The organism is Dactylosporangium sp. NPDC000555 (assembly GCF_040300025.1).
Taxonomy (GTDB): Bacteria; Actinomycetota; Actinomycetes; order Mycobacteriales; family Micromonosporaceae; genus Dactylosporangium.
In genome coordinates this window covers 1-17,878 of record NZ_JBEPDB010000019.1, presented here as the reverse complement: position 1 = coordinate 17,878, position 17,878 = coordinate 1, and the positions used below count along the sequence as shown (strand labels likewise).

The 17,878-nt window shown below is 73.5% G+C and carries 14 protein-coding genes and 2 riboswitches; of the genes, 10 read left to right on the top strand and 4 right to left on the bottom strand.

Annotated elements, in window-relative coordinates; all coding sequences use genetic code 11:
• The first annotated feature begins 73 nt into the window (after positions 1–73).
• From ABT297_RS14785 to ABT297_RS14740, 10 genes are all read left to right on the top strand, one after another.
• A complete protein-coding gene (locus tag ABT297_RS14785; protein ID WP_350548976.1) occupies positions 74–1,189 on the top strand; it encodes a substrate-binding domain-containing protein in 1,116 nt (371 codons plus the stop codon).
• Between the two features lie 76 nt (positions 1,190–1,265).
• Positions 1,266–2,438, top strand: a complete 1,173-nt coding sequence (locus tag ABT297_RS14780) for an ROK family protein (protein WP_350548974.1) — start codon at positions 1,266–1,268, stop codon at positions 2,436–2,438.
• Between the two features lie 89 nt (positions 2,439–2,527).
• A riboswitch (glycine riboswitch) is annotated at positions 2,528–2,624 on the top strand.
• Positions 2,625–2,716, top strand: a riboswitch (glycine riboswitch).
• Between the two features lie 297 nt (positions 2,717–3,013).
• Positions 3,014–3,394 (top strand): glycine cleavage system protein GcvH, encoded by a 381-nt coding sequence (gene gcvH, locus ABT297_RS14775; RefSeq protein WP_350548972.1) that lies wholly within the window; start codon positions 3,014–3,016, stop codon positions 3,392–3,394.
• 43 nt (positions 3,395–3,437) lie between these two features.
• Positions 3,438–4,811 carry an L-serine ammonia-lyase gene (locus ABT297_RS14770; protein WP_350548970.1) on the top strand — a complete coding sequence of 458 codons (1,374 nt, stop codon included), beginning with the start codon at positions 3,438–3,440 and terminating at the stop codon, positions 4,809–4,811.
• Between the two features lie 25 nt (positions 4,812–4,836).
• Positions 4,837–5,475 carry a lipoyl(octanoyl) transferase LipB gene (gene lipB / locus ABT297_RS14765; protein WP_350548968.1) on the top strand — a complete coding sequence of 213 codons (639 nt, stop codon included), beginning with the start codon at positions 4,837–4,839 and terminating at the stop codon, positions 5,473–5,475.
• A gap of 81 nt (positions 5,476–5,556) precedes the next feature.
• Positions 5,557–6,657: a glycine cleavage system aminomethyltransferase GcvT gene (gcvT, locus tag ABT297_RS14760; RefSeq protein ID WP_350548966.1), complete on the top strand. Its 1,101-nt coding sequence runs from the start codon at positions 5,557–5,559 to the stop codon at positions 6,655–6,657.
• A gap of 2 nt (positions 6,658–6,659) precedes the next feature.
• Complete coding sequence (gene glyA, locus ABT297_RS14755) at positions 6,660–7,931, top strand: serine hydroxymethyltransferase (RefSeq protein ID WP_350548964.1); 1,272 nt, start codon at positions 6,660–6,662, stop codon at positions 7,929–7,931.
• Positions 7,932–8,046: 115 nt separating this feature from the next.
• Positions 8,047–8,856 (top strand): SAM-dependent methyltransferase, encoded by an 810-nt coding sequence (locus ABT297_RS14750; RefSeq protein WP_350548962.1) that lies wholly within the window; start codon positions 8,047–8,049, stop codon positions 8,854–8,856.
• 78 nt (positions 8,857–8,934) lie between these two features.
• Positions 8,935–9,567, top strand: coding sequence for a LuxR C-terminal-related transcriptional regulator (locus ABT297_RS14745; RefSeq protein WP_350548960.1), 633 nt, complete (start codon positions 8,935–8,937; stop codon positions 9,565–9,567).
• Between the two features lie 67 nt (positions 9,568–9,634).
• Positions 9,635–10,642, top strand: coding sequence for a sensor histidine kinase (locus ABT297_RS14740; protein WP_350548958.1), 1,008 nt, complete (start codon positions 9,635–9,637; stop codon positions 10,640–10,642).
• On the opposite strand, the gene ABT297_RS14735 is transcribed toward ABT297_RS14740, so the two are convergent.
• The 4 genes from ABT297_RS14735 to ABT297_RS14720 all read right to left on the bottom strand — a co-directional run bounded on the left by ABT297_RS14735 (position 10,630) and on the right by ABT297_RS14720 (position 17,772).
• Entirely contained in the window at positions 10,630–11,439 is an 810-nt protein-coding gene (locus ABT297_RS14735) for a polysaccharide deacetylase family protein (protein WP_350548956.1), read from the bottom strand. The two genes, ABT297_RS14740 and ABT297_RS14735, sit on opposite strands and share 13 nt — an antisense overlap.
• A 143-nt stretch (positions 11,440–11,582) precedes the next feature.
• The gene (locus tag ABT297_RS14730; protein ID WP_350548954.1) at positions 11,583–12,152 is read right to left on the bottom strand and encodes a DUF7158 domain-containing protein; all 570 of its coding nucleotides are present in this window, start codon (positions 12,150–12,152) and stop codon (positions 11,583–11,585) included.
• Between the two features lie 85 nt (positions 12,153–12,237).
• The gene (locus ABT297_RS14725) at positions 12,238–16,233 is read right to left on the bottom strand and encodes a glycoside hydrolase family 38 N-terminal domain-containing protein (RefSeq protein WP_350548952.1); all 3,996 of its coding nucleotides are present in this window, start codon (positions 16,231–16,233) and stop codon (positions 12,238–12,240) included.
• A gap of 36 nt (positions 16,234–16,269) precedes the next feature.
• Complete coding sequence (locus ABT297_RS14720; protein WP_350548950.1) at positions 16,270–17,772, bottom strand: putative bifunctional diguanylate cyclase/phosphodiesterase; 1,503 nt, start codon at positions 17,770–17,772, stop codon at positions 16,270–16,272.
• Positions 17,773–17,878: the final 106 nt, after the last annotated feature.

Sequence of the window (17,878 nt, the reverse complement as noted above, 5' to 3'; positions counted from 1 at the left end):
CCACCCGCCGCACACCCACGGCAGACGCCCCCTAAATCCCAGTAACATCCCGAAAGAAAGGGCTTTCCCAGCCATGCGCAAGTTCCTCACCAGGAGCCTCGCGGTCAGCGCTGTCGCGCTGGTGGCGCTGAGCACCGCCGCGTGCGGCGACAGCGAACGCGATGCGTCCAGCAACCCGTCCAGCGGTGCCGCCAAGGGCTTCGCCAAGGACGCACTGATCGGCGTCGCGCTGCCGTCGAAGACCTCGGAGAACTGGGTCCTCGCCGGTGACCTCTTCACCAACGGTCTCAAGGACGCCGGTTTCAAGTCCGACGTGCAGTACGCCGGCGCCTCGACCACGGTCGCGGACCAGCAGTCGCAGATCACGGCCATGATCACCAAGGGCGCGAAGGTCATCGTCATCGGCGCCACCGACGCCGCGCAGCTCGGCACCCAGGTCAAGGCGGCCAAGGACGCCGGCGCGAAGGTCATCGCCTACGACCGGCTCATCACCGGCACCGCGGACCTCGACTACTACGTCGCGTTCGACAACTTCAAGGTCGGCCAGCTGCAGGGCCAGGCCCTGCTGGACGGCCTGAAGGCGAAGAAGGCGACCGGCCCGTGGACCATCGAGCTGTTCTCCGGCTCGCCGGACGACAACAACGCGGGCGTGTTCTTCAACGGCGCGCTGGACGTGCTCAAGCCGCTCATCGACAAGGGCGAACTGGTCGTCGGCTCGGGCCAGACGGACGTCAAGCAGACCGCGACCCAGGGCTGGAAGGCCGAGAACGCGCAGTCCCGCATGGACGCCATCATCAACTCGACCTACGCCAAGGGCGACAAGACGCTGGACGGCGTCCTCTCCCCGAACGACACCCTGGCCCGCGCGATCATCACCTCGGTGAAGGCCGCCGGCAAGCCGGTCCCGGTCGTCACCGGCCAGGACTCCGAGGTCGAGTCGGTCAAGTCGATCATGGCCGGCGAGCAGTACTCGACCATCAACAAGGACACCCGCAAGCTGGTGGCCGAGACGATCAAGATGGTCCAGAAGCTGCAGGCCGGTGACGAGCCGGAGATCAACGACACCAAGTCGTACAACAACCAGGCCAAGATCGTCCCGTCGTACCTGCTCCCGCCGGTCATCGTGACCAAGGCGAACGCGGCCGAGGCCTACGCCAACGACCCGAAGCTCTCCCCGCTCACCAAGTAACACCGGCAACGAGGTCGTGGGTCCCCGGAGCTGCCTTCCGGGGGCCCACGATCGTTTCGAGGCGAAGGGACCGCGCGTGTCCACCAGCCCGCAGGAGTCGGTACGCAGGCAAAACCTGGGGGCTCTGCTGCGCTACGTCCACCTCCGCGGCGCGACGTCCCGCGCCGAGCTGACCAGCCGGCTCGGCCTCAACCGCAGTACCATCGGCGCCCTGACGGCCGATCTGGCCACCGCGGGCCTCATCGACGAGGGTGTACCGCAGGAGACGGGCCGCGCCGGCCGGCCCTCGATCGTCGTGCGCCCCCGGTCGTCGCGCGTCTACGGATACGCGCTGAGCATCGAGCTCGACCGCCTCCGCGCCGCCCGCGTCGGCCTCGGCGGCAAGGTCCTCGACGGCCGCGCCGCCGCCCGCCCGCCGGGCACCGACGCCGGCCCGACCGTCGCCGGCCTGGCCGCCCTCATCGCCGACATGCAGCGCACCGCCCCCGCCGACGCCGTGTTCGTCGGCTGCGGCGTCGCCGTCTCCGGCTCCGTGCGCCACCACCTCGGCTGGGCCGACGAGACGATCGAACCGGCGCTCGCCGCGGCGCTCGACGATCACCGCCTCGACCCGCGCCCGGGCGGTCGCCCGCCGATCCTGGGCGGCATCGCCGACCTGGCCGCCCTCGCCGAGCACACCCGCGGCGCCGCGGCCGGCGTCGCCAACGTCATCTACCTGCACGGCGACGCCGGCATCAGCGCGGGCATCATCGCCGGCGGCCGGCGCATCACCGGCTACGGCGGCCACGGCGGCGAGGTCGGCCACATGGTCGTCAACCCCGCCGGCCGGCAGTGCGGCTGCGGCTCGCGCGGCTGCTGGGAGACCGAGATCGGCGAGCGGGCGCTGCTGCACCTCGCCGGCCGCAGCGTGCCGACCGCCGGCGCCGCCGTCACCGGCGCCGTGCACGCCGCCCGCGAGGGCGACCCGGATGCCCTCGCCGTGGTCGTGCACGCCGCCGACTGGCTCGGTTTCGGCGTGGCCAACCTGGTCAACATCTTCAACCCCACGGTCGTGGTCTTCGGTGGCACGCTGCGGGAGTTGTACCTCACCGGCGCCGACCGCGTGCGCGACCGCCTCCACACCATGGCCCTGCCGGCGTGCCGGGACCACCTCGGCCTGCGCACCCCGCAGCTCGGCGACGACGCCCCGCTGGTCGGCGCGGCCGAGCTGGCATTCGAGGCCCTGCTGACCGACCCCCTCTCGCGGTAGCCGGCCGCCGCTCCACGCGGTCGCGACGACCGGGTGGACATGTGCCCGGCGAGCCGCTATCGTTCGGCCCACATGTGAATACTCGCCGTTTATGCCGGGCGGGAGAGTGCTGGCGTCGCTGACGCCGGCCGCCGTAGGAGCAACTTCTCCCCAGAATCTCTCAGGCCCAGTTACCGCTCGGACAGGCGACTCTGGAAAGTCGGGATCTTCCCGCGCCGAAGGTGTAAACCGTCCCTGCGACGGTGAAGCTCTCAGGCACAGATGACAGAGCGGGGAGGCAGACCTGTCCCAGACCTCGGTCTGGGTCGAGAGGAGCCTCCCGCCGTGACCCGCAGCATCGACACACCGGACCGCTCAGCCGTCGCTCGGGCCTGCCCGCGGCAGCCCGGCACCGCGCGGATCAGCCCATCGATCGGGCGGATTCCCCACCCGGTGGCACCCCGCCCTTGACGCCGTGACCGTCCGCGCCCGCGGACCGTCGACCGAGGCCGCGGCAACGCCGAGCTGTGCCGTTCGCCGCAATGCGCGCCGTCGACCGGCCGATCCATCCCGCAACCAGACGAAGAGAGATATCGATGAGCGTCCCGACTGACCTGCGCTACTCCACCGATCACGAGTGGCTCCGCACCGACGGGGACATCGCGACCGTCGGTATCACCGACTTCGCGGCTCGGGCCCTGGGCGACATCGTCTTCGTCCAGCCACCCGTGGTCGGCGCCACCGTCTCCGCCGGCGAGGCGTGCGGCGAGATCGAGTCGACCAAGTCGGTCAGCGACCTGTACTCCCCGGTCGCCGGCGAGGTCGTGGCGGTCAACGACGACGTGACGGCGGACCCGGCGCTGCTCAACAGCGATCCGTTCGGCGCCGGCTGGCTGTTCAAGGTGCGCGTCAGCGACCTGCCGCCGCTGCTGGACGCCGACGCCTACCGCGACCTCATCTCCGGGGAGAACGGATGACCGGCAGCGTCGCGGACCACCGACTGTCGGATGGGCAACCCCCATGGCGTTGAGCGCCTTCGACCTGTACTCGGTCGGCATCGGTCCATCCAGCTCGCACACTGTCGGGCCCATGCGCGCGGCGAAGACCTTCGCCGACCGGCTGGTCCGCGATCGACACGCGCCCTTCGTGCACCGCGTGCGGGCCGATCTGTACGGATCGCTCGCCGCGACCGGCCGCGGGCACGGAACACCGAAGGCCGTCATGCTCGGCCTGGAAGGCGATGACCCGGCAACGGTCGACATCGACCACATCGACGAGCGTGTCGAGGCCATCGCCAGGCAGCACACCCTGACCCTGCCCGGCGGCCACGTCATCGCCTTCGAGCCCGACCGTGACATCACCCTGCACCGCAGGCGAACGCTACCCGCCCACCCCAACGGCATGTCCTTCACCGCCCATGCGGACGACGGCACGATCATCGACCAGCGAACGTCCTACTCGATCGGCGGAGGTTTCGTCGTCGACGCCGCCGCGGACGGCACGATCGCCGTGGTGGCGGACGACACCGTCGTGCGCTACCCGTTCACCACGGCCACCGAGCTGCTCGCCCACTGCCACGAGACCGGCCTGTCGATTTCGGAGATCATGCTCGCCAACGAGCGTTCGTGGCGAACGACGGACCAGATCCGGGCCGGCCTGCTGTCCCTCTGGCAGGTCATGGCCGGCTGCGTCGAGCGCGGCTACCACCGCACCGGGGTGTTGCCCGGCGGCCTGAAGGTGCCGCGCCGCGCACCCGGCCTCTTCGCCAAACTCTCGACGCGCCACGACCCGGCCGACCCGCTGCATGCCGTCGACTGGATCAACCTGTACGCCCTGGCCGTCAACGAGGAGAACGCCGCGGGCGGCCGCGTCGTCACCGCACCGACCAACGGCGCCGCGGGCATCATCCCCGCGGTGCTGCACTACTACGTACGTTTCGTGGCCGGCGCGAGCGACGACGGCATCGTGCGGTTCCTGCTCACGGCCGCCGCCATCGGCATCATCATCAAGGAGAACGCCTCCATCTCGGGCGCCGAGGTCGGCTGCCAGGGCGAGGTCGGGTCCGCCTGCGCGATGGCGGCCGCCGGGCTGTGCGAGGTCACCGGCGGCAGCCCGGAGCAGGTCGAGAACGCCGCCGAGGTCGGCATCGAACACAACCTCGGCCTCACCTGCGACCCGATCGGCGGCCTCGTGCAGATCCCCTGCATCGAACGCAACGCGATCGCCTCCGTCAAAGCCGTCAATGCCGCCCGCCTCGCCCTGCACGGCACCGGGAGTCACAGCGTCAGCCTGGACAAGGCGGTCAAGACCATGCGGCAGACCGGGTACGACATGCACACCAAGTACAAGGAGACCTCCCGTGGTGGCCTGGCCGTCAACATCGTCGAATGCTGAGCGCTCGGTGAGCACTGGTGGGAGCATGCGCGTCATCCGCGCGGGGCTGGTCCCCTACGAGCGGGCATGGCAGCTGCAGCGCGAGATTCATGCCGAGGTCGTGCGCGGGGACCGTCCCGGCACCGTCCTGCTCCTGGAGCATCCGCCGGTCTACACCGCCGGCAAGCGCACCGAACCGTGGGAGCGCCCGTTCGACGGCACGCCCGTCATCGACGTCGATCGCGGCGGAAAGATCACCTGGCACGGCCCGGGGCAGCTGGTCGGCTACCCGATCGTGAAGCTGCCCGACCCGATCGACGTCGTCGCCTACGTACGGCGGATCGAGCAACTGCTCATCGAGGTCTGCGTCGACCTCGGCGTCACCGAGGCGGGCCGGGTGGACGGACGCAGCGGAGTCTGGCTGCCGGCCGGCGACAACCGGCCGGCCCGCAAGATCGCGGCCATCGGGATCCGCGTCGCCCACGGCGTGACCCTGCACGGTTTCTCGATCAACGCGAACTGCGGCCTCGCCCCGTACACGAACTTCGTCGCCTGCGGGATCTCCGACGCCGGCGTGACGTCGCTGTCGGCCGAGCTCGGTCGCGACGTGACGGTGGACGAGGTCCTCGCCCTTGTCGAGGCCCGCCTGCCCACGCTGTTGACGACCGAGGCCGCGGCGTCGTGACGGCTCATCCGGTCTGCGCCTGCCCACCCATCGACTCCCGCGAGTCGTGACCCGAGCCGTCACGAGCTGAGAGGTATCCCCATGTCGAAGAAGACCCCCTTGCACGACATCCATGTGGAACTCGGCGCATCGTTCACCGACTTCGCCGGTTGGTCCATGCCGCTGCGCTACACGTCCGAGCTGGCCGAGCACCACGCCGTGCGGACCGGCGCCGGAATCTTCGATCTCAGCCACATGGGCGAGATCGAGCTGTCCGGTCCGGAGGCGGGCCGGGCCCTCGACCACGCCCTGGTCGGCGAGCCGTCGAAGATCGCCGTCGGCCGGGCCCGCTACTCCATGCTGGTCCACGAGACCGGTGGCGTGCTCGACGACCTCGTCGTCTACCGTCTGGGCGAGGACAGGTACCTCATCGTCGCCAACGCCGGCAACGCGGTGATCGTGCACTCCTGCCTGCGTAACCGGATCGACGGCTACGCCGCCGCGATCCGGGACGCGTCCGGCGAGTGGGCGCTGCTGGCGGTCCAGGGCCCCAACTCCGCCGCGATCATCGGCGAGCTCGCCGATGTCGACGTGCCCTCGCTGAAGTACTACGCGGTCGACCCGGCGCGGCTGGCGGAGCGCGACGTGCTCCTCGCGCGCACCGGCTACACCGGCGAGGACGGCTTCGAGGTCTACTGCCGCCCGGCGGACGCCCCGGTCCTCTGGCGGGCGATCAGCGCGGCGGGCGCCCGGCATTCGCTGGTCCCGTGCGGCCTGGCCTGCCGTGACACGTTGCGCCTCGAGGCCGGCATGCCGCTGTACGGCCAGGAGCTCACCGTTCGCACCACGCCGTTCGAGGCGGGACTGGGCCGGGTCGTGGCGTTCGGAAAGCCGGGCGGGTTCGTCGGCGAGACGGCCCTGGCCGCCCGGCGCGACGAGGGCCCGGCCCGGGTCCTGGTCGGGTTGACCTCCACCGGGCGACGAGCCCCGCGCACCGGTTACGCCGTCCTCGACCCGGACACCGGCGAACGCATCGGCGAGATCACCTCGGGCGCCCTGTCGCCCACCCTCGGCCACCCCGTGGCGATGGCCTATCTGCCGCCCGACCGCAGCGGACCGGGCACCGAGGTGCTCGTCGACATCCGGGGCAGCCAACAGCGGGCCACGGTCGTCCAGCTGCCCTTCTACCGCCGCGGAGTCTGACCATGGCCGTGCTGGATCGCCGGCTCGCCGACGTCGACCCCGAGGTGTACACCGCCGTGCGCGCCGAGCTGGGTCGTCAGCAGAGCACGCTGGAGATGATCGCGAGCGAGAACTTCGCGCCGGTCGCGGTGATGGAGGCGCAGGGCTCCGTCCTGACCAACAAGTACGCCGAGGGCTACCCGGGCCGGCGCTACTACGGCGGCTGCGAGCACGTCGACGTGACCGAACGCCTCGCCATCGAGCGGGTGAAACGCTTGTTCGGTGCCGGGTTCGCCAACGTGCAGCCGCACTCGGGCGCCCAGGCGAACGCCGCCGCGATGATGGCCCTGCTCGAACCGGGCGACACCATCCTGGGCCTGGACCTGGCGCACGGCGGCCACCTCACCCACGGCATGCGGATCAACTTCTCCGGCAAGCTCTACAACGTCGTCGCCTACCACGTGTCCCCGCAGGACAACCGCGTCGACCTGGCCGAGGTGCGGCGACTCGCCGAGGAGCACCGGCCACGGCTCATCGTCGCGGGCTGGTCGGCCTACCCCCGGCAGCTGGACTTCGCGGCCTTCCGGCGGATCGCGGACCAGGTCGGCGCGTACCTGATGGTGGACATGGCGCATTTCGCCGGGCTCGTCGCCGCCGGGCTCCACCCGAACCCGCTGCCGGACGCCGACGTGGTCACCACGACCACGCACAAGACGCTCGGCGGCCCGCGCGGCGGGGTGATCCTGACCAACCGCGAGGACGTGGCGAAGAAGGTCAACAGCGCCGTGTTCCCCGGCCAGCAGGGCGGCCCGCTGGAGCACGTGATCGCGGCCAAGGCGGTCGCGTTCAAGCTCGCCGCCGAGCCGGCGTTCCGCGAGCGCCAGGAGCGTACCCTCGCGGGCGCCCGGCTCCTGGCGGAACGGCTGAGCGCTCCGGATGTCGCCGCCGCGGGTGTGTCCGTGGTGTCGGGCGGCACCGACGTCCACCTGGTGCTGGTCGATCTGCGCGAGTCGGAGCTCGACGGGAAGCAGGCGGAGGACCGCCTGCACGACATCGGCATCACCGTGAACCGCAACGCCGTACCGTTCGACCCCCGGCCGCCGATGGTGACCTCGGGACTGCGCATCGGCACGCCGGCCCTGGCCAGCCGCGGCTTCGCGAGCACGGCCTTCGCGGAGGTCGCCGAGATCATCGCGACGGCCCTCAAGCCCGGCTACGACGAAGGCGTCGCCGCCGAGCTGCGGGAACGCGTGGCTACGCTCGCCCGTACACACCCGTTGTACCCGGAGCTGTGAGAGGGGCGACGCGATCACAAACGGGTGGCACATGAGCGGGGTCGCGGCGGGACGACGACATCGGCAGGCGACTAAGCTACGGGGATCGATAGCCGGTCCGTCGAGGGAGACGATCATGCCGCAGAGTCGCGCCGGACACCCGGTGGAGGCGCCGGCCCCCAAGCTTGACACCTCGGTGCCGCATTCCGCACGAGTGTGGAACTACTGGCTGGGCGGCAAGGACAACTTCGCCCCCGATCGCGCGGTCGGCGACCAGGTCAGCGCGGTCTTCCCGGAGATCGTCGAGGCCGCGCGGTACGCTCGGGCGTTCCTGGGCCGGGCCGTGACGTACCTCGCCGCCGAGGCCGGCATCCGCCAGTTCCTCGACATCGGTACCGGCCTGCCCACCGCCGACAACACCCACGAGGTCGCCCAGCGGGCGGCACCGCAGGCCCGCATCGTCTACGTCGACAACGACCCGCTGGTGCTCACGCACGCGCGGGCGCTGCTGACCAGCGCCCCGGAGGGCGCCACCCAGTACATCGAAGCCAACGTGCGCGACCCGGAGAAGATCGTGCGGGAGGCCCGCAAGACCCTCGACTTCGACCAGCCCATCGCGCTCATGATGCTCGGCGTCATGGGTCACGTCGAGGACCCCGCCGAGGCGCGGTCCATCGTCGGCGCCCTGGTCTCGACCCTGGCCCCGGGCAGCTACCTGACCATGTCCGACGGCACGGCCACCAGCGAGCGGGTGATCGAGTCGCACCGGCAGTACAACGAGAGCGGCGCCGTGCCCTACCACCTGCGCGAGGTCGCCGACTTCAAGGCGTTCTTCGACGGCCTCGAGGTCGTCGACCCGGGCGTCGTACCGCTGGGTCAGTGGCGCCCCAAGGACGGGAACACCGCCATCGTGGACGGCTACTGCGGCGTGGCCCGCAAGCCCTGATGCGTTCCGCGGGCCACGCTGTCCGCATGAGCAGCCCGACCCGACGGCGTGGAGCGGGCGCGAGGTACAAACGTTGTTGTGATCGCGACGGACGCCTGGCGGATCCTGCTGGCCGACGACCACCTCGTCGTACGGGCCGGGCTGCGGGCCCTGCTCGCCGCCGACCCGCGGTGCCGGGTCGAGGGCGAGGCGGCCGGGATCGACGAGCTGCGCACGGTCGCGCACCGGCTGCGCCCCGACCTCATCGTGCTCGACCTGAGCTTCGGGTCCGACAGCGCGCTGCCGGTCCTGCCGGAGCTGCTCGCGGCCGACCCGCAGCCGCGGATCGTGGTGCTGACGATGCACGACGACGTGTCGTTCGCGCGGGAGGCGTTCGCCGGCGGTGTGCACGGATACGTGCTCAAGGAGGCCGCCGCCGACGAGCTGCTGCGCGCGGTGGAGACGGTGATGGCCGGCTCGGTGTACGTCGACGCCGAGCTCGGCGCGCGCCTGGCCCGCAGCCGGCCGGCGGCCTTGGAGGCGCTCAGCCCGCGCGAGCGGGAGGTGCTGACCCTGCTGGCCTCCGGGCACACCAACGCCGAGGTCGCCCGGCGGCTGTCGATCAGCCTGCGCACCGTGGAGACGCACCGGGCGAACCTGCGCAACCGGCTGGGCACGACGAGCCGCGCCGAGCTGGTCGCGGCCGCGCGCCGGATCGGGCTGCTGCCGTGAAACCGGCAAGGACCAGCGAAAGCCGCCGGTCGGATCGGGCACCGGCCGGCGACAACGCGCGAGCATCATGAGCCGGGGCGAGCGGGTGCCCGAGGTGGCCGCGACCACGCTCGCCGTGGCCGGGGCCGCCCTGCTCGTCGCCGGCATCGTGCTGGAGCTCGGCGGCATCTACCCGCGCGAGGAGCTGTGGGCCGGCGTCAGCGCGGGCGCGGCGTTCCTGCTGGCCCTCGCGTGCGTGCGGACGGACGGCCCGCACCGCTTCGCCGCGCGGGCCCGGCTGCTCGCCGCCGCGGGCATCTCGGCGCTCATCGCGGTCGCCGGGCTCTGGCAGGGCAGCGTGCGGCCGGCTCCCCAGCTGCTGCTGCTCCTGATCCCGGTGGCCCTGCTGTTCGCCACCTCGGGGCTGACGCTGCGGGAGGCCGCCCTCGAGCGGCGCCGGGCGCGGCTCAGCGCGACCCGGTCCCGCCTCGACGGCGCGGAGGCCGAGCGCCGCCGGTGGGCCCGCGAGCTGCACGACGACACGCTGCAGGAGCTCGCCGCCGCGCACGTGCTGCTCGGCGCGGCGGCCACGGGGCCGGACCCGGCGGCGCGGGCGGCCGGCATCGCCGACGCGCGGGAGATCGTGGGCCGCCAGATCCAGTCGCTGCGCCGGATGGTCGCCCAGATGCGCCCGCTCGCCCTGGACGCGCTCGGGCTCGCCGCCGCGCTGGAGGACCTCGCCCGGCACGCGCGCGACCGCGACGGGCTCGACGTTGAGGCGTCCGTCGACGGGCTGCCGCGGCTGGCGGCGGCGGCGGAGACGGCGGTGTACCGCATCGTCCAGGAGGCGCTCACCAACGCGGTCCGCCACGCGGGCGCAGGGCGCGTGCGCATCGAGGCCGGGCCGCACGGTCGGGGCATCCGCGTGGTCGTGCGCGACGACGGCGCCGGACCGCCGCCGGACGGGTTCACCGCCGGGCACGGGCTGCACGGCATGCGGGAGCGGGCGGAGCTGCTCGGCGCCGCGCTGGCGGTGGGCGCGGCCGATCCGCGCGGTACCGAGGTGCGGCTGGACCTGCCGCCTCAGGCGATGTAGTCCTCCAGCCGCGCCGGGGTGAGCCCGGCGTTCGAGATGGCCTGCAGCACGGCCAGGAAGTCCTCGACGAAGGCCGGGCGGAAGTGCATCAGCAGGATGTCGCCGGGCTTGACGGCCTGGCCCTCCTGGTAGCGCACGATGCCCTTGTCCGTCGTCTCCTTCCAGAAGAAGGCCGCCTTCATCCCGCAGTCGTGCACGACCTTGAGCGTGGTCGCGTCCTTGTCGCCGAACGGCGGCCGGAACAGCACGGGCCGGCGCCCGTAGAGCTTCGCGAGCTCGTCCGCCCCGCCGCAGATCTCGTGCCGCTGCACGTCGTAGGACTTGCCCTTGAGCTCGGGGTGGCTGATCGTGTGCGCCTCGATGACGGCGCCGTCCTGCTCGAGGCGCGTGAAGTACCCCGGATCGGACTTGATGGCGTTGATCTCCAGGAACAGCGTGACCGGCACGTGCGCGGCCTTGAGCAGCGCCTCCGCCTCGGGCACCTTCGTCCAGCCGTCGTCGATGGTGATGAACGCGACCGGCTGGCCGGTCGGGATGGCGCTGTACCAGCCCGCCGACGGCCCGGCCGGCACGGTGACCGGCTGCGGCGCCGGCGCCGGCGGGAAGTGCGGAATCCGGGCCATCTGCGCTGCGCTGAGCCCGGATCCACCCGCCGCCGCCGACCCTGAGGCCATCGCCGGCGCACCGGGCGTAGCCGCCGCGCTCGGCGCCGCCCGCTCTGGTGCCTTCGCGCCGCACCCGGTGAGCAGCGCGCAGACGACCAGCAGCGCACCGAGCGCGCGGTGACGTGACCACATGTGCTTTCCAGCTCCGGTCAAGAGGGTTCGGTATCGCGACGGCATCAGCCTGCCGCCCCGGCCCGCCTCCCGGTTCGGTACCGGCCCGCAGCGTGACTACGGGTTTCCCGCAGTCACCGATGGTGAGGACGTGGATGCGCGCGTCAGTGATGGTGGGCGTAGTCGGGCTGGGCCGGGTCGCCGGGGTGCTCGAAGCCCGGCGACAGCCGGACCAGCGCCGCGCACCGCTCGTCCAGCCAGCGCCCGAAGGCCCGCTCGCGGGCGGCCGCCAGCAGCACCTCGGCGATCTCGTCGCGGGCCGCGTTGAACGGGCCGGGGTACCGGTCGCGGTTGCGCTGGTGGTAGTCGCGTGCCTCCGCCTCGCCGACCGTCACGTCCGCGGTCACCGCCGCGCGCAGGGCCTCGGCGTGCGGGTGCAGCGCCAGGACGGTGGCCGCGACGCCGCCCAGTCGCAGGGCCCCGGCCAGGGTCAGGCTCACCGGCCGCGCGGGCCGGCCGGCCCCGGCGAGCCCGTGCCGCTCGGCCTCGTGGTCGAGCACCGCCTCGGTGACGAGCACCTGGACCAGCCACCGCCGCAGGTTGCGGCCCTCGGCGGTGGCTGGGTGCGGCAGCCGCGCGGCGTAGGGGCCGGCGCGCATCGCCGCCAGCCGCTCCTCGACCTCGGCGACGCTCACCGCCCGCGCGCCGACGTATGCGGCGACGGAGCCGGTCACGCCGAACCCTCCGCTACGCTCCGGCCACGGCATGACTTGAAACTGAGCCCACGGTGACCGGCCCCTCCGCTTCGCTCCGGACCGGTCACGGCAGCACCGTCACCGGGACGGGCTCGGTGTAGTGCAGCTGGCCGGCGTGTGCGAGCCGGGCCAGCACCCACCACTGTCCCGGCGGATGTCCGGCCGGCACGCGCACCGGGAACTCCACCGCGGACGATCGGCGCAGCGTGACCGCCCGCCGGGCGACCGGCAGCAGCTCCCAGGTGTGCCAGGGCCCGATGAGGTGTACGTCCACGAGCACCTCCCCCGCGGCGTCGGTCCCCAGCGTCAGGGTCAGCGACCCGGACTCGCCGCGGCGCAGGCACAACGCGGCGGGGGCGAGCGCCGCGGTGACCGTCTCGGGCCCGGAAACGCCGACGAGCAGCCGGGTCACGTCGTACGGGCCCTGCGGGATCGACGCGCGCAGCCAGTGCGCGCCGGGCTCCGGCTCCGGCGGCGGGGTCACCAGCAGCGGCACGGCCACGTGCCCGCCGGGCTCCAGGTCGTACGGCACCGACGCCGGCTCCACCGTCCAGCCCGCCGGCGCGGTGAACGACAACGTGCCCGCGGCCCGCGCCGCCGTCAGGTCGGAGGCCACGGTCGCGGTCAGCGCCACCGGGCCCGAGACCGCGGCGTGCGGCGGATCCAGGTGTACCGAGACGGGCATGTTCCCCAGCGGCGCCGGCCCGGCGTTGTGCAGCCAGTAGCGCGAGTACACCGGAGCGGCGGGCAGGAACGCGGCGGGCAGCGGGTGCGCGACGCCGAGCACGGACTGCCCGATCCCTGCGGCCGGCAGGGCGCCGTCCGGCGCGGGCCGCTCGAGCAGGTCGACCGGCCGCCGGGACACCACCGGCAGCGGCAGTCCGAGGTGGACGTCCGCGGGGCGCCCGGCGGACTCGTAGTACCGGGCGGTGACGGCGGAGACCGGCTCGGGCGCCCGGCCCGACGCGATCGGGTCCCCGGCGGGCTTGAGCGCGGTGAGCACGACGGTGGACGGTTCGACGTGCACGAGCCGCGCGGAGGCGGGCGGCCCGGCCGGGACGGCGCGGGCGTGCAGCGGGTGGTTGACCGCGTGGCCGGCGGCGACCAGCCCGACGGCGCGCCAGTCCCCGTCGCCGGCGACGATGCTGTAGTCGAACTCGTGGGTCCAGTGCTGCTGCTGGAAGTTGGACCCGTCCGGCGCCGTCCGCCGGGGCGGGTCGATCCACACCCCGGACGGCCAGCCGGTGCAGGAGCGCACCAGCGACAGGTGCAGCGCGCCGCCGCGGTCCACGGCGAAGCCGGGCAGGCCGCGGTTGACGATGCCGACGGTGTAGTCGTCCAGGTCGGGGTCGGGGTCGGGATCGGGATCGTCGAGCGGCGGCGCCACGCGCACGTCGCCGGCGTCGATGTCGGCGCACAGGCGCGCGACCGCGTCCTCGGCGACGACGAGCACCGGCAGCGCGCGCACGCCGGTGAGGTCGGCGTTGGGCGTCCAGACCTCGGCCAGGGGCCGTTCGGCCGGTATCCAGACCCGGCCGTCCTCGCGCAGTTGCCGCCGCGCCTGCGCGCCGGCGGTGGCGAGCACGGCCGCGGTGAAGGGGTTCGCCGCCGGGCCGCCGATCGCGATCCGCACGTCGGGCAGGTTGGAGTCGACGGCGAGCGAGCCGTACCGGGGACCGTCGCCGGTCGAGCAGGTCGCGGTGACGCCCTGCCGGACGAGGGCCAGGGCGAGGTCGCGAGCCTCGCGCGCCGGGGCGCCGCCCCCGACGATCTCGGCGACGCCGATCGCGCGGGTGTGCGCACCGACGTGGACGCGGGCGGTCGAGGACAGCGCGAACCAGTGCTGGGCCGGGTTGTCCAGCGTCCACGGCGCCGTCTCGGTGTCGGCGTCGACGATGCCGAAGCCGCGCCCGACGACGGCGTTGCCGACCTCGCTGACCGGCAGCGCGCCCGGCACGTGGCACGGCCAGCGGACCCGGACGAGGTGGTCGGCGCCGGTGAACTCCTCCAGCCGGGTGCGCGCGTCGACGCGGGCCACGCCGCGCCAGAGGGTGAGGGTCTGGGTGTATCGGGCGGGGCCGACGGCGCCGGTGACGGTGACGCGCTCGCCGAGCGGGCCGGTCTCGACGGTCACCGAGTGCGCCGGCCGGTCGGCCGAGCCGGCCGTGGCCGGTCCCTTGGGCAGCAGGTGCCACGGCCCCTCGTGCACCCGCGGGTGGGCCGGGTACTCGTCGTAGACGAGCAGCTCGTTGCCGCACCGCCCGGCGGCCAGCAGCTCGCGGCCGGTGCGCCGGTCCACCAAGGACGCGACGGCGCCGCCGCGCGCCGGGTCGACGGTGAGCCGGAAGGTCTCGTTCTCGATGGCGGTCGCGCCCGGGCGGGGCCGCCAGCCGCCGCCGCCCCCGGCGGTCAGCGCGAAGGTGCGGTACCCGACGCCGGGCACGTCGCGGGCGAGGAACACCAGGTGGCCGTCCTCGACCAGGGCCGGCTCCCCGTCGACGAGCGCCCCGTCCAGCCCGTCCGGCAGCGGCGCCCGCACGACGTCGGTGCGGGTCCACGACGACGGGTTGAACACGACGACGCGCGCCGGCCCGTCGCCGCCGGGCAGCCGGGCGCTCAGCGCGCCGAGGGCGCCGTCGAGCACGCCGGCGGCCAGGTCGTGCGCCTCGCGCCAGCCGGTGAGCAGGTCGAGGTACACCTGATCGGACTCCGACCCGGTGATGCCGTCGTGGTGCGCGCCGAAGACGAGCTGGCGCCAGGCCAGGTCGGTCTCCTCGTGCGGGAAGGGCGCCCCGCCGAGCGCGGCGAGCGTCGCGAACGTCTCGGCGTCGGTCAGCAGCGCCTCGGCGTGCCGCTGGGCCTGCTTGGTGTCGATGAACGACACGTCCTTGCCGGTGTAGATCGGGTTCATGTCCCGCGTCTGCGGCGAGAACCCGTCGGCCTGCTCGCGCACGGCGGCGAAGAACTCGCGCGGCAGCCCGCACACGAACCGCGGCCAGGTGTAGCGGGCGTTCCAGTCGCGGTGGATGTCGACGACCCACTTCGCCGGCGGGCTGTAGTCGGTGCCGACGGGCAGCAGCACGTTGCGCGTGCGGGCGACCTTCTTGAGCAGCAGGAACAGGCGGTACACGCTCGCCTGCGCGGCGGCGAGGGTCGGCTGCGCGTCGATGTGCCAGCCGGCGGAGTAGTGGGCCGGCATGTAGTGGGTGAGCACGCCCTGGCCGCTGGGTGAGAGCCACTCGAACTCGGCGGTGAACTGCATCGAGGACGGGTCGCCCCAGCCGCGCTCGCCGGGCGTGTACGCGCTCAGCATCGGACCCCACTGGTGGAACGGCCCGCGCGCCCACGACGAGGAGTCGAGGCCGGCCGCTGCGGCCAAGCCCGGGAAGTTCGGGTCGTGGCCGAACGCGTCGAGCTGCCAGGCGGTGCGCGGGTCGCCGCCGACGACGTCGCGCTGGAAGCCGATGCCGTACCGGAAGTTGCGGATCGTGGTCTCGGCCAGGGTGAGGTTGGTGTTGGGCTCGTTGTAGGTGCCGCCGACGAGCTCGAGCCGGCCCTCGCGCAGCAGCCGGCGCAGGTACGCGCGGTCCTGCGGGCACGCGTCCCAGTAGGGCTTGAGGTAGTCGAGCTCGGCGAGGACGAACTTGTACTCCGGGTGCAGCCGGGCGGTCTCCAGGTGCAGCCGCACCAGCTCGAACCCGGTGCGCTGGAAGTCGGCGCGGAACTCGGTGCCGGTCTGCTCCGCCCGGCCCCAGGTGGCGGTGTAGGCGGCCTGCGTGTTCCACCACACCGGGTCGTAGTGGAAGTGCGAGACCATCCACACGATCCAGCCGGGCTCGGCGACGACGAGCTCGGCGTGCCCGGTCGCGCCGCCGGCGGTGACGGTGACGGGCACGACCGTCCCGGGCGCGGCGTCGACCGCGACCGGTACCTCGACCACGCCGTCGCCGTCCGCCCGGCCCGCCACGCCGTCGCCGGATACCTCCACGGGGCCGCTGACGCCGGACACCCGTACGATCTGCCGGTCGCCGACGAACAGCTCGGTGCCCTCGATGCGCATAGGACCAGTGTCCGCCACCGCGGGGGCAGGCCGCGCTCACCGCGCGGAGCCGACCCCCTGCTCGGGGCGCAGCGCCGGGAGCTCTTCGGCGGGCAGCGGGCGGCCGTAGAGGTAACCCTGGGCGTAGCGGTAGCCGAGCCGTCGTAGCGCGTCGGCCTGCTCCTGGGTCTCCACGCCCTCGGCGACGGCGCGCAGCCGCAGCCCGTCGCTGATGCCGATGAGCGCCTCGGCGACGACCGAGTGCTCGCCGGCCTCGGTCACGTTGTCGACAAAGGACTTGTCCACCTTGAGCACGTCGACCGGGCAGGTGCGCAGCAGACCCAGCGACGAGTGGCCGGTGCCGAAGTCGTCCAGGGCCACCTGCACGCCGTACCGCTGGATCTCCCGCAGCTCCTCCAGCGCCGAGCCGCCGTCGAACACCGCGGTCTCGGTGACCTCGACCATGAGGTTCGCCGGCGCCAGGCCGGCGGCGTGCAGCTCGGCGCGCAACCGCCGGGCGAACCCGGCCTCGCGCAGCTGGCGCGGCGAGACGTTGACGGAGACGTACTGCAGCGCGTCCGGGCCGAGCTCGCACCGCCACCGCGCCGCCTGCCGGCACGCCTCGGCGAGCACCCACTGCCCAACGGGGACGATGAGGCCGGTGCGCTCCGCGGCCGGGATGAACAGGTCCGGGCGGACCATGCCGCGCTGCGGGTGCTGCCAGCGCACGAGCGCCTCCACGCCGACCGTGCTCCCGTCGGCGAGCCGCACGATCGGCTGGTAGAACACCCGCAGCTGCCCGGCGTCCAGGGCGACGCGCAGCTCGGCGGCGATGCGGGCCTGCTCGGCGCCGCGCTGGTCCATCGCCGGGTCGTAGGCGACCTGCCGCCCCTTGCCCCGCTCCTTCGCCGCGTACATGGCCACGTCGGCGCGGCGCAGCAGCTCGTCGGCGTCGGTACCGGCCGCGCCGACGGCCACGCCGACGCTCGCCTCGACGACGAGGGCGTGCCCGGCGGCGTCGAGCGGGCGGCGCAGCCCGGCCGCGACCTCGCCGAGGATCCGCAGCGCCGCCGGCTCGTCGGCGGCCGGGAACACCAGCGCGTACTCGTCGCCGCCGAGCCGCGCGACGAGGCCCTCCGGCGGGCACAGCTCGCACAGCCGCGCCGCGATCGCGGTCAGCAGGGCGTCGCCGGTGCCGTGGCCCAGGTCGTCGTTGATCGCCTTGAAATCGTCGATGTCCACGAGCGCGACCGCCACCCGGTCGCCGCCGCCGAGAGCCTCCCCGGTGTACTGCGTGAGCAGCCGCCGGTTCGGCAGGTGCGTGAGCGCGTCGTGGGTGGCCTGCCAGGCGAGCGTCTCCTGGTATTCGACGACCTCGCGCAGCCGCCCGTCCAGCGTCTCGACGAGGTCGTCGTTGTCGCGCAGCGCGGTGGCCTGCCGGGCGGCCACGAGCAGCACCAGCGCAACGGCGCCGATCGCGACGCCGAGGGTGTCGTCGCCACCCGCCCGCGCGTCGGCGAGCAGCAGCGCACAGGTGGCGAAGACGGCGAGGTACGGCACGAGGCCGGGCCGGGCACGGCGCCCGCGCGAACGCCTCCAGCACCGGCCGCCCGGCCGCCCACGTGCGCTGATCCAGCGCCTTGGCCCGGTTGAACAGGTTTTCGAC

What these genes read in the sequence shown, in the direction of transcription:
- ABT297_RS14785 (WP_350548976.1), top strand. Translation starts at nt 74, where the DNA reads ATGCGCAAGTTCCTCACCAGGAGCCTCGCGGTCAGCGCTGTCGCGCTG.
- gcvH (WP_350548972.1), top strand. Translation starts at nt 3,014, where the DNA reads ATGAGCGTCCCGACTGACCTGCGCTACTCCACCGATCACGAGTGGCTC.
- ABT297_RS14770 (WP_350548970.1), top strand. Translation starts at nt 3,438, where the DNA reads ATGGCGTTGAGCGCCTTCGACCTGTACTCGGTCGGCATCGGTCCATCC.
- lipB (WP_350548968.1), top strand. Translation starts at nt 4,837, where the DNA reads ATGCGCGTCATCCGCGCGGGGCTGGTCCCCTACGAGCGGGCATGGCAG.
- gcvT (WP_350548966.1), top strand. Translation starts at nt 5,557, where the DNA reads ATGTCGAAGAAGACCCCCTTGCACGACATCCATGTGGAACTCGGCGCA.
- glyA (WP_350548964.1), top strand. Translation starts at nt 6,660, where the DNA reads ATGGCCGTGCTGGATCGCCGGCTCGCCGACGTCGACCCCGAGGTGTAC.
- ABT297_RS14750 (WP_350548962.1), top strand. Translation starts at nt 8,047, where the DNA reads ATGCCGCAGAGTCGCGCCGGACACCCGGTGGAGGCGCCGGCCCCCAAG.
- ABT297_RS14740 (WP_350548958.1), top strand. Translation starts at nt 9,635, where the DNA reads ATGAGCCGGGGCGAGCGGGTGCCCGAGGTGGCCGCGACCACGCTCGCC.
- ABT297_RS14735 (WP_350548956.1), bottom strand. Translation starts at nt 11,439, where the DNA reads ATGTGGTCACGTCACCGCGCGCTCGGTGCGCTGCTGGTCGTCTGCGCG.
- ABT297_RS14725 (WP_350548952.1), bottom strand. Translation starts at nt 16,233, where the DNA reads ATGCGCATCGAGGGCACCGAGCTGTTCGTCGGCGACCGGCAGATCGTA.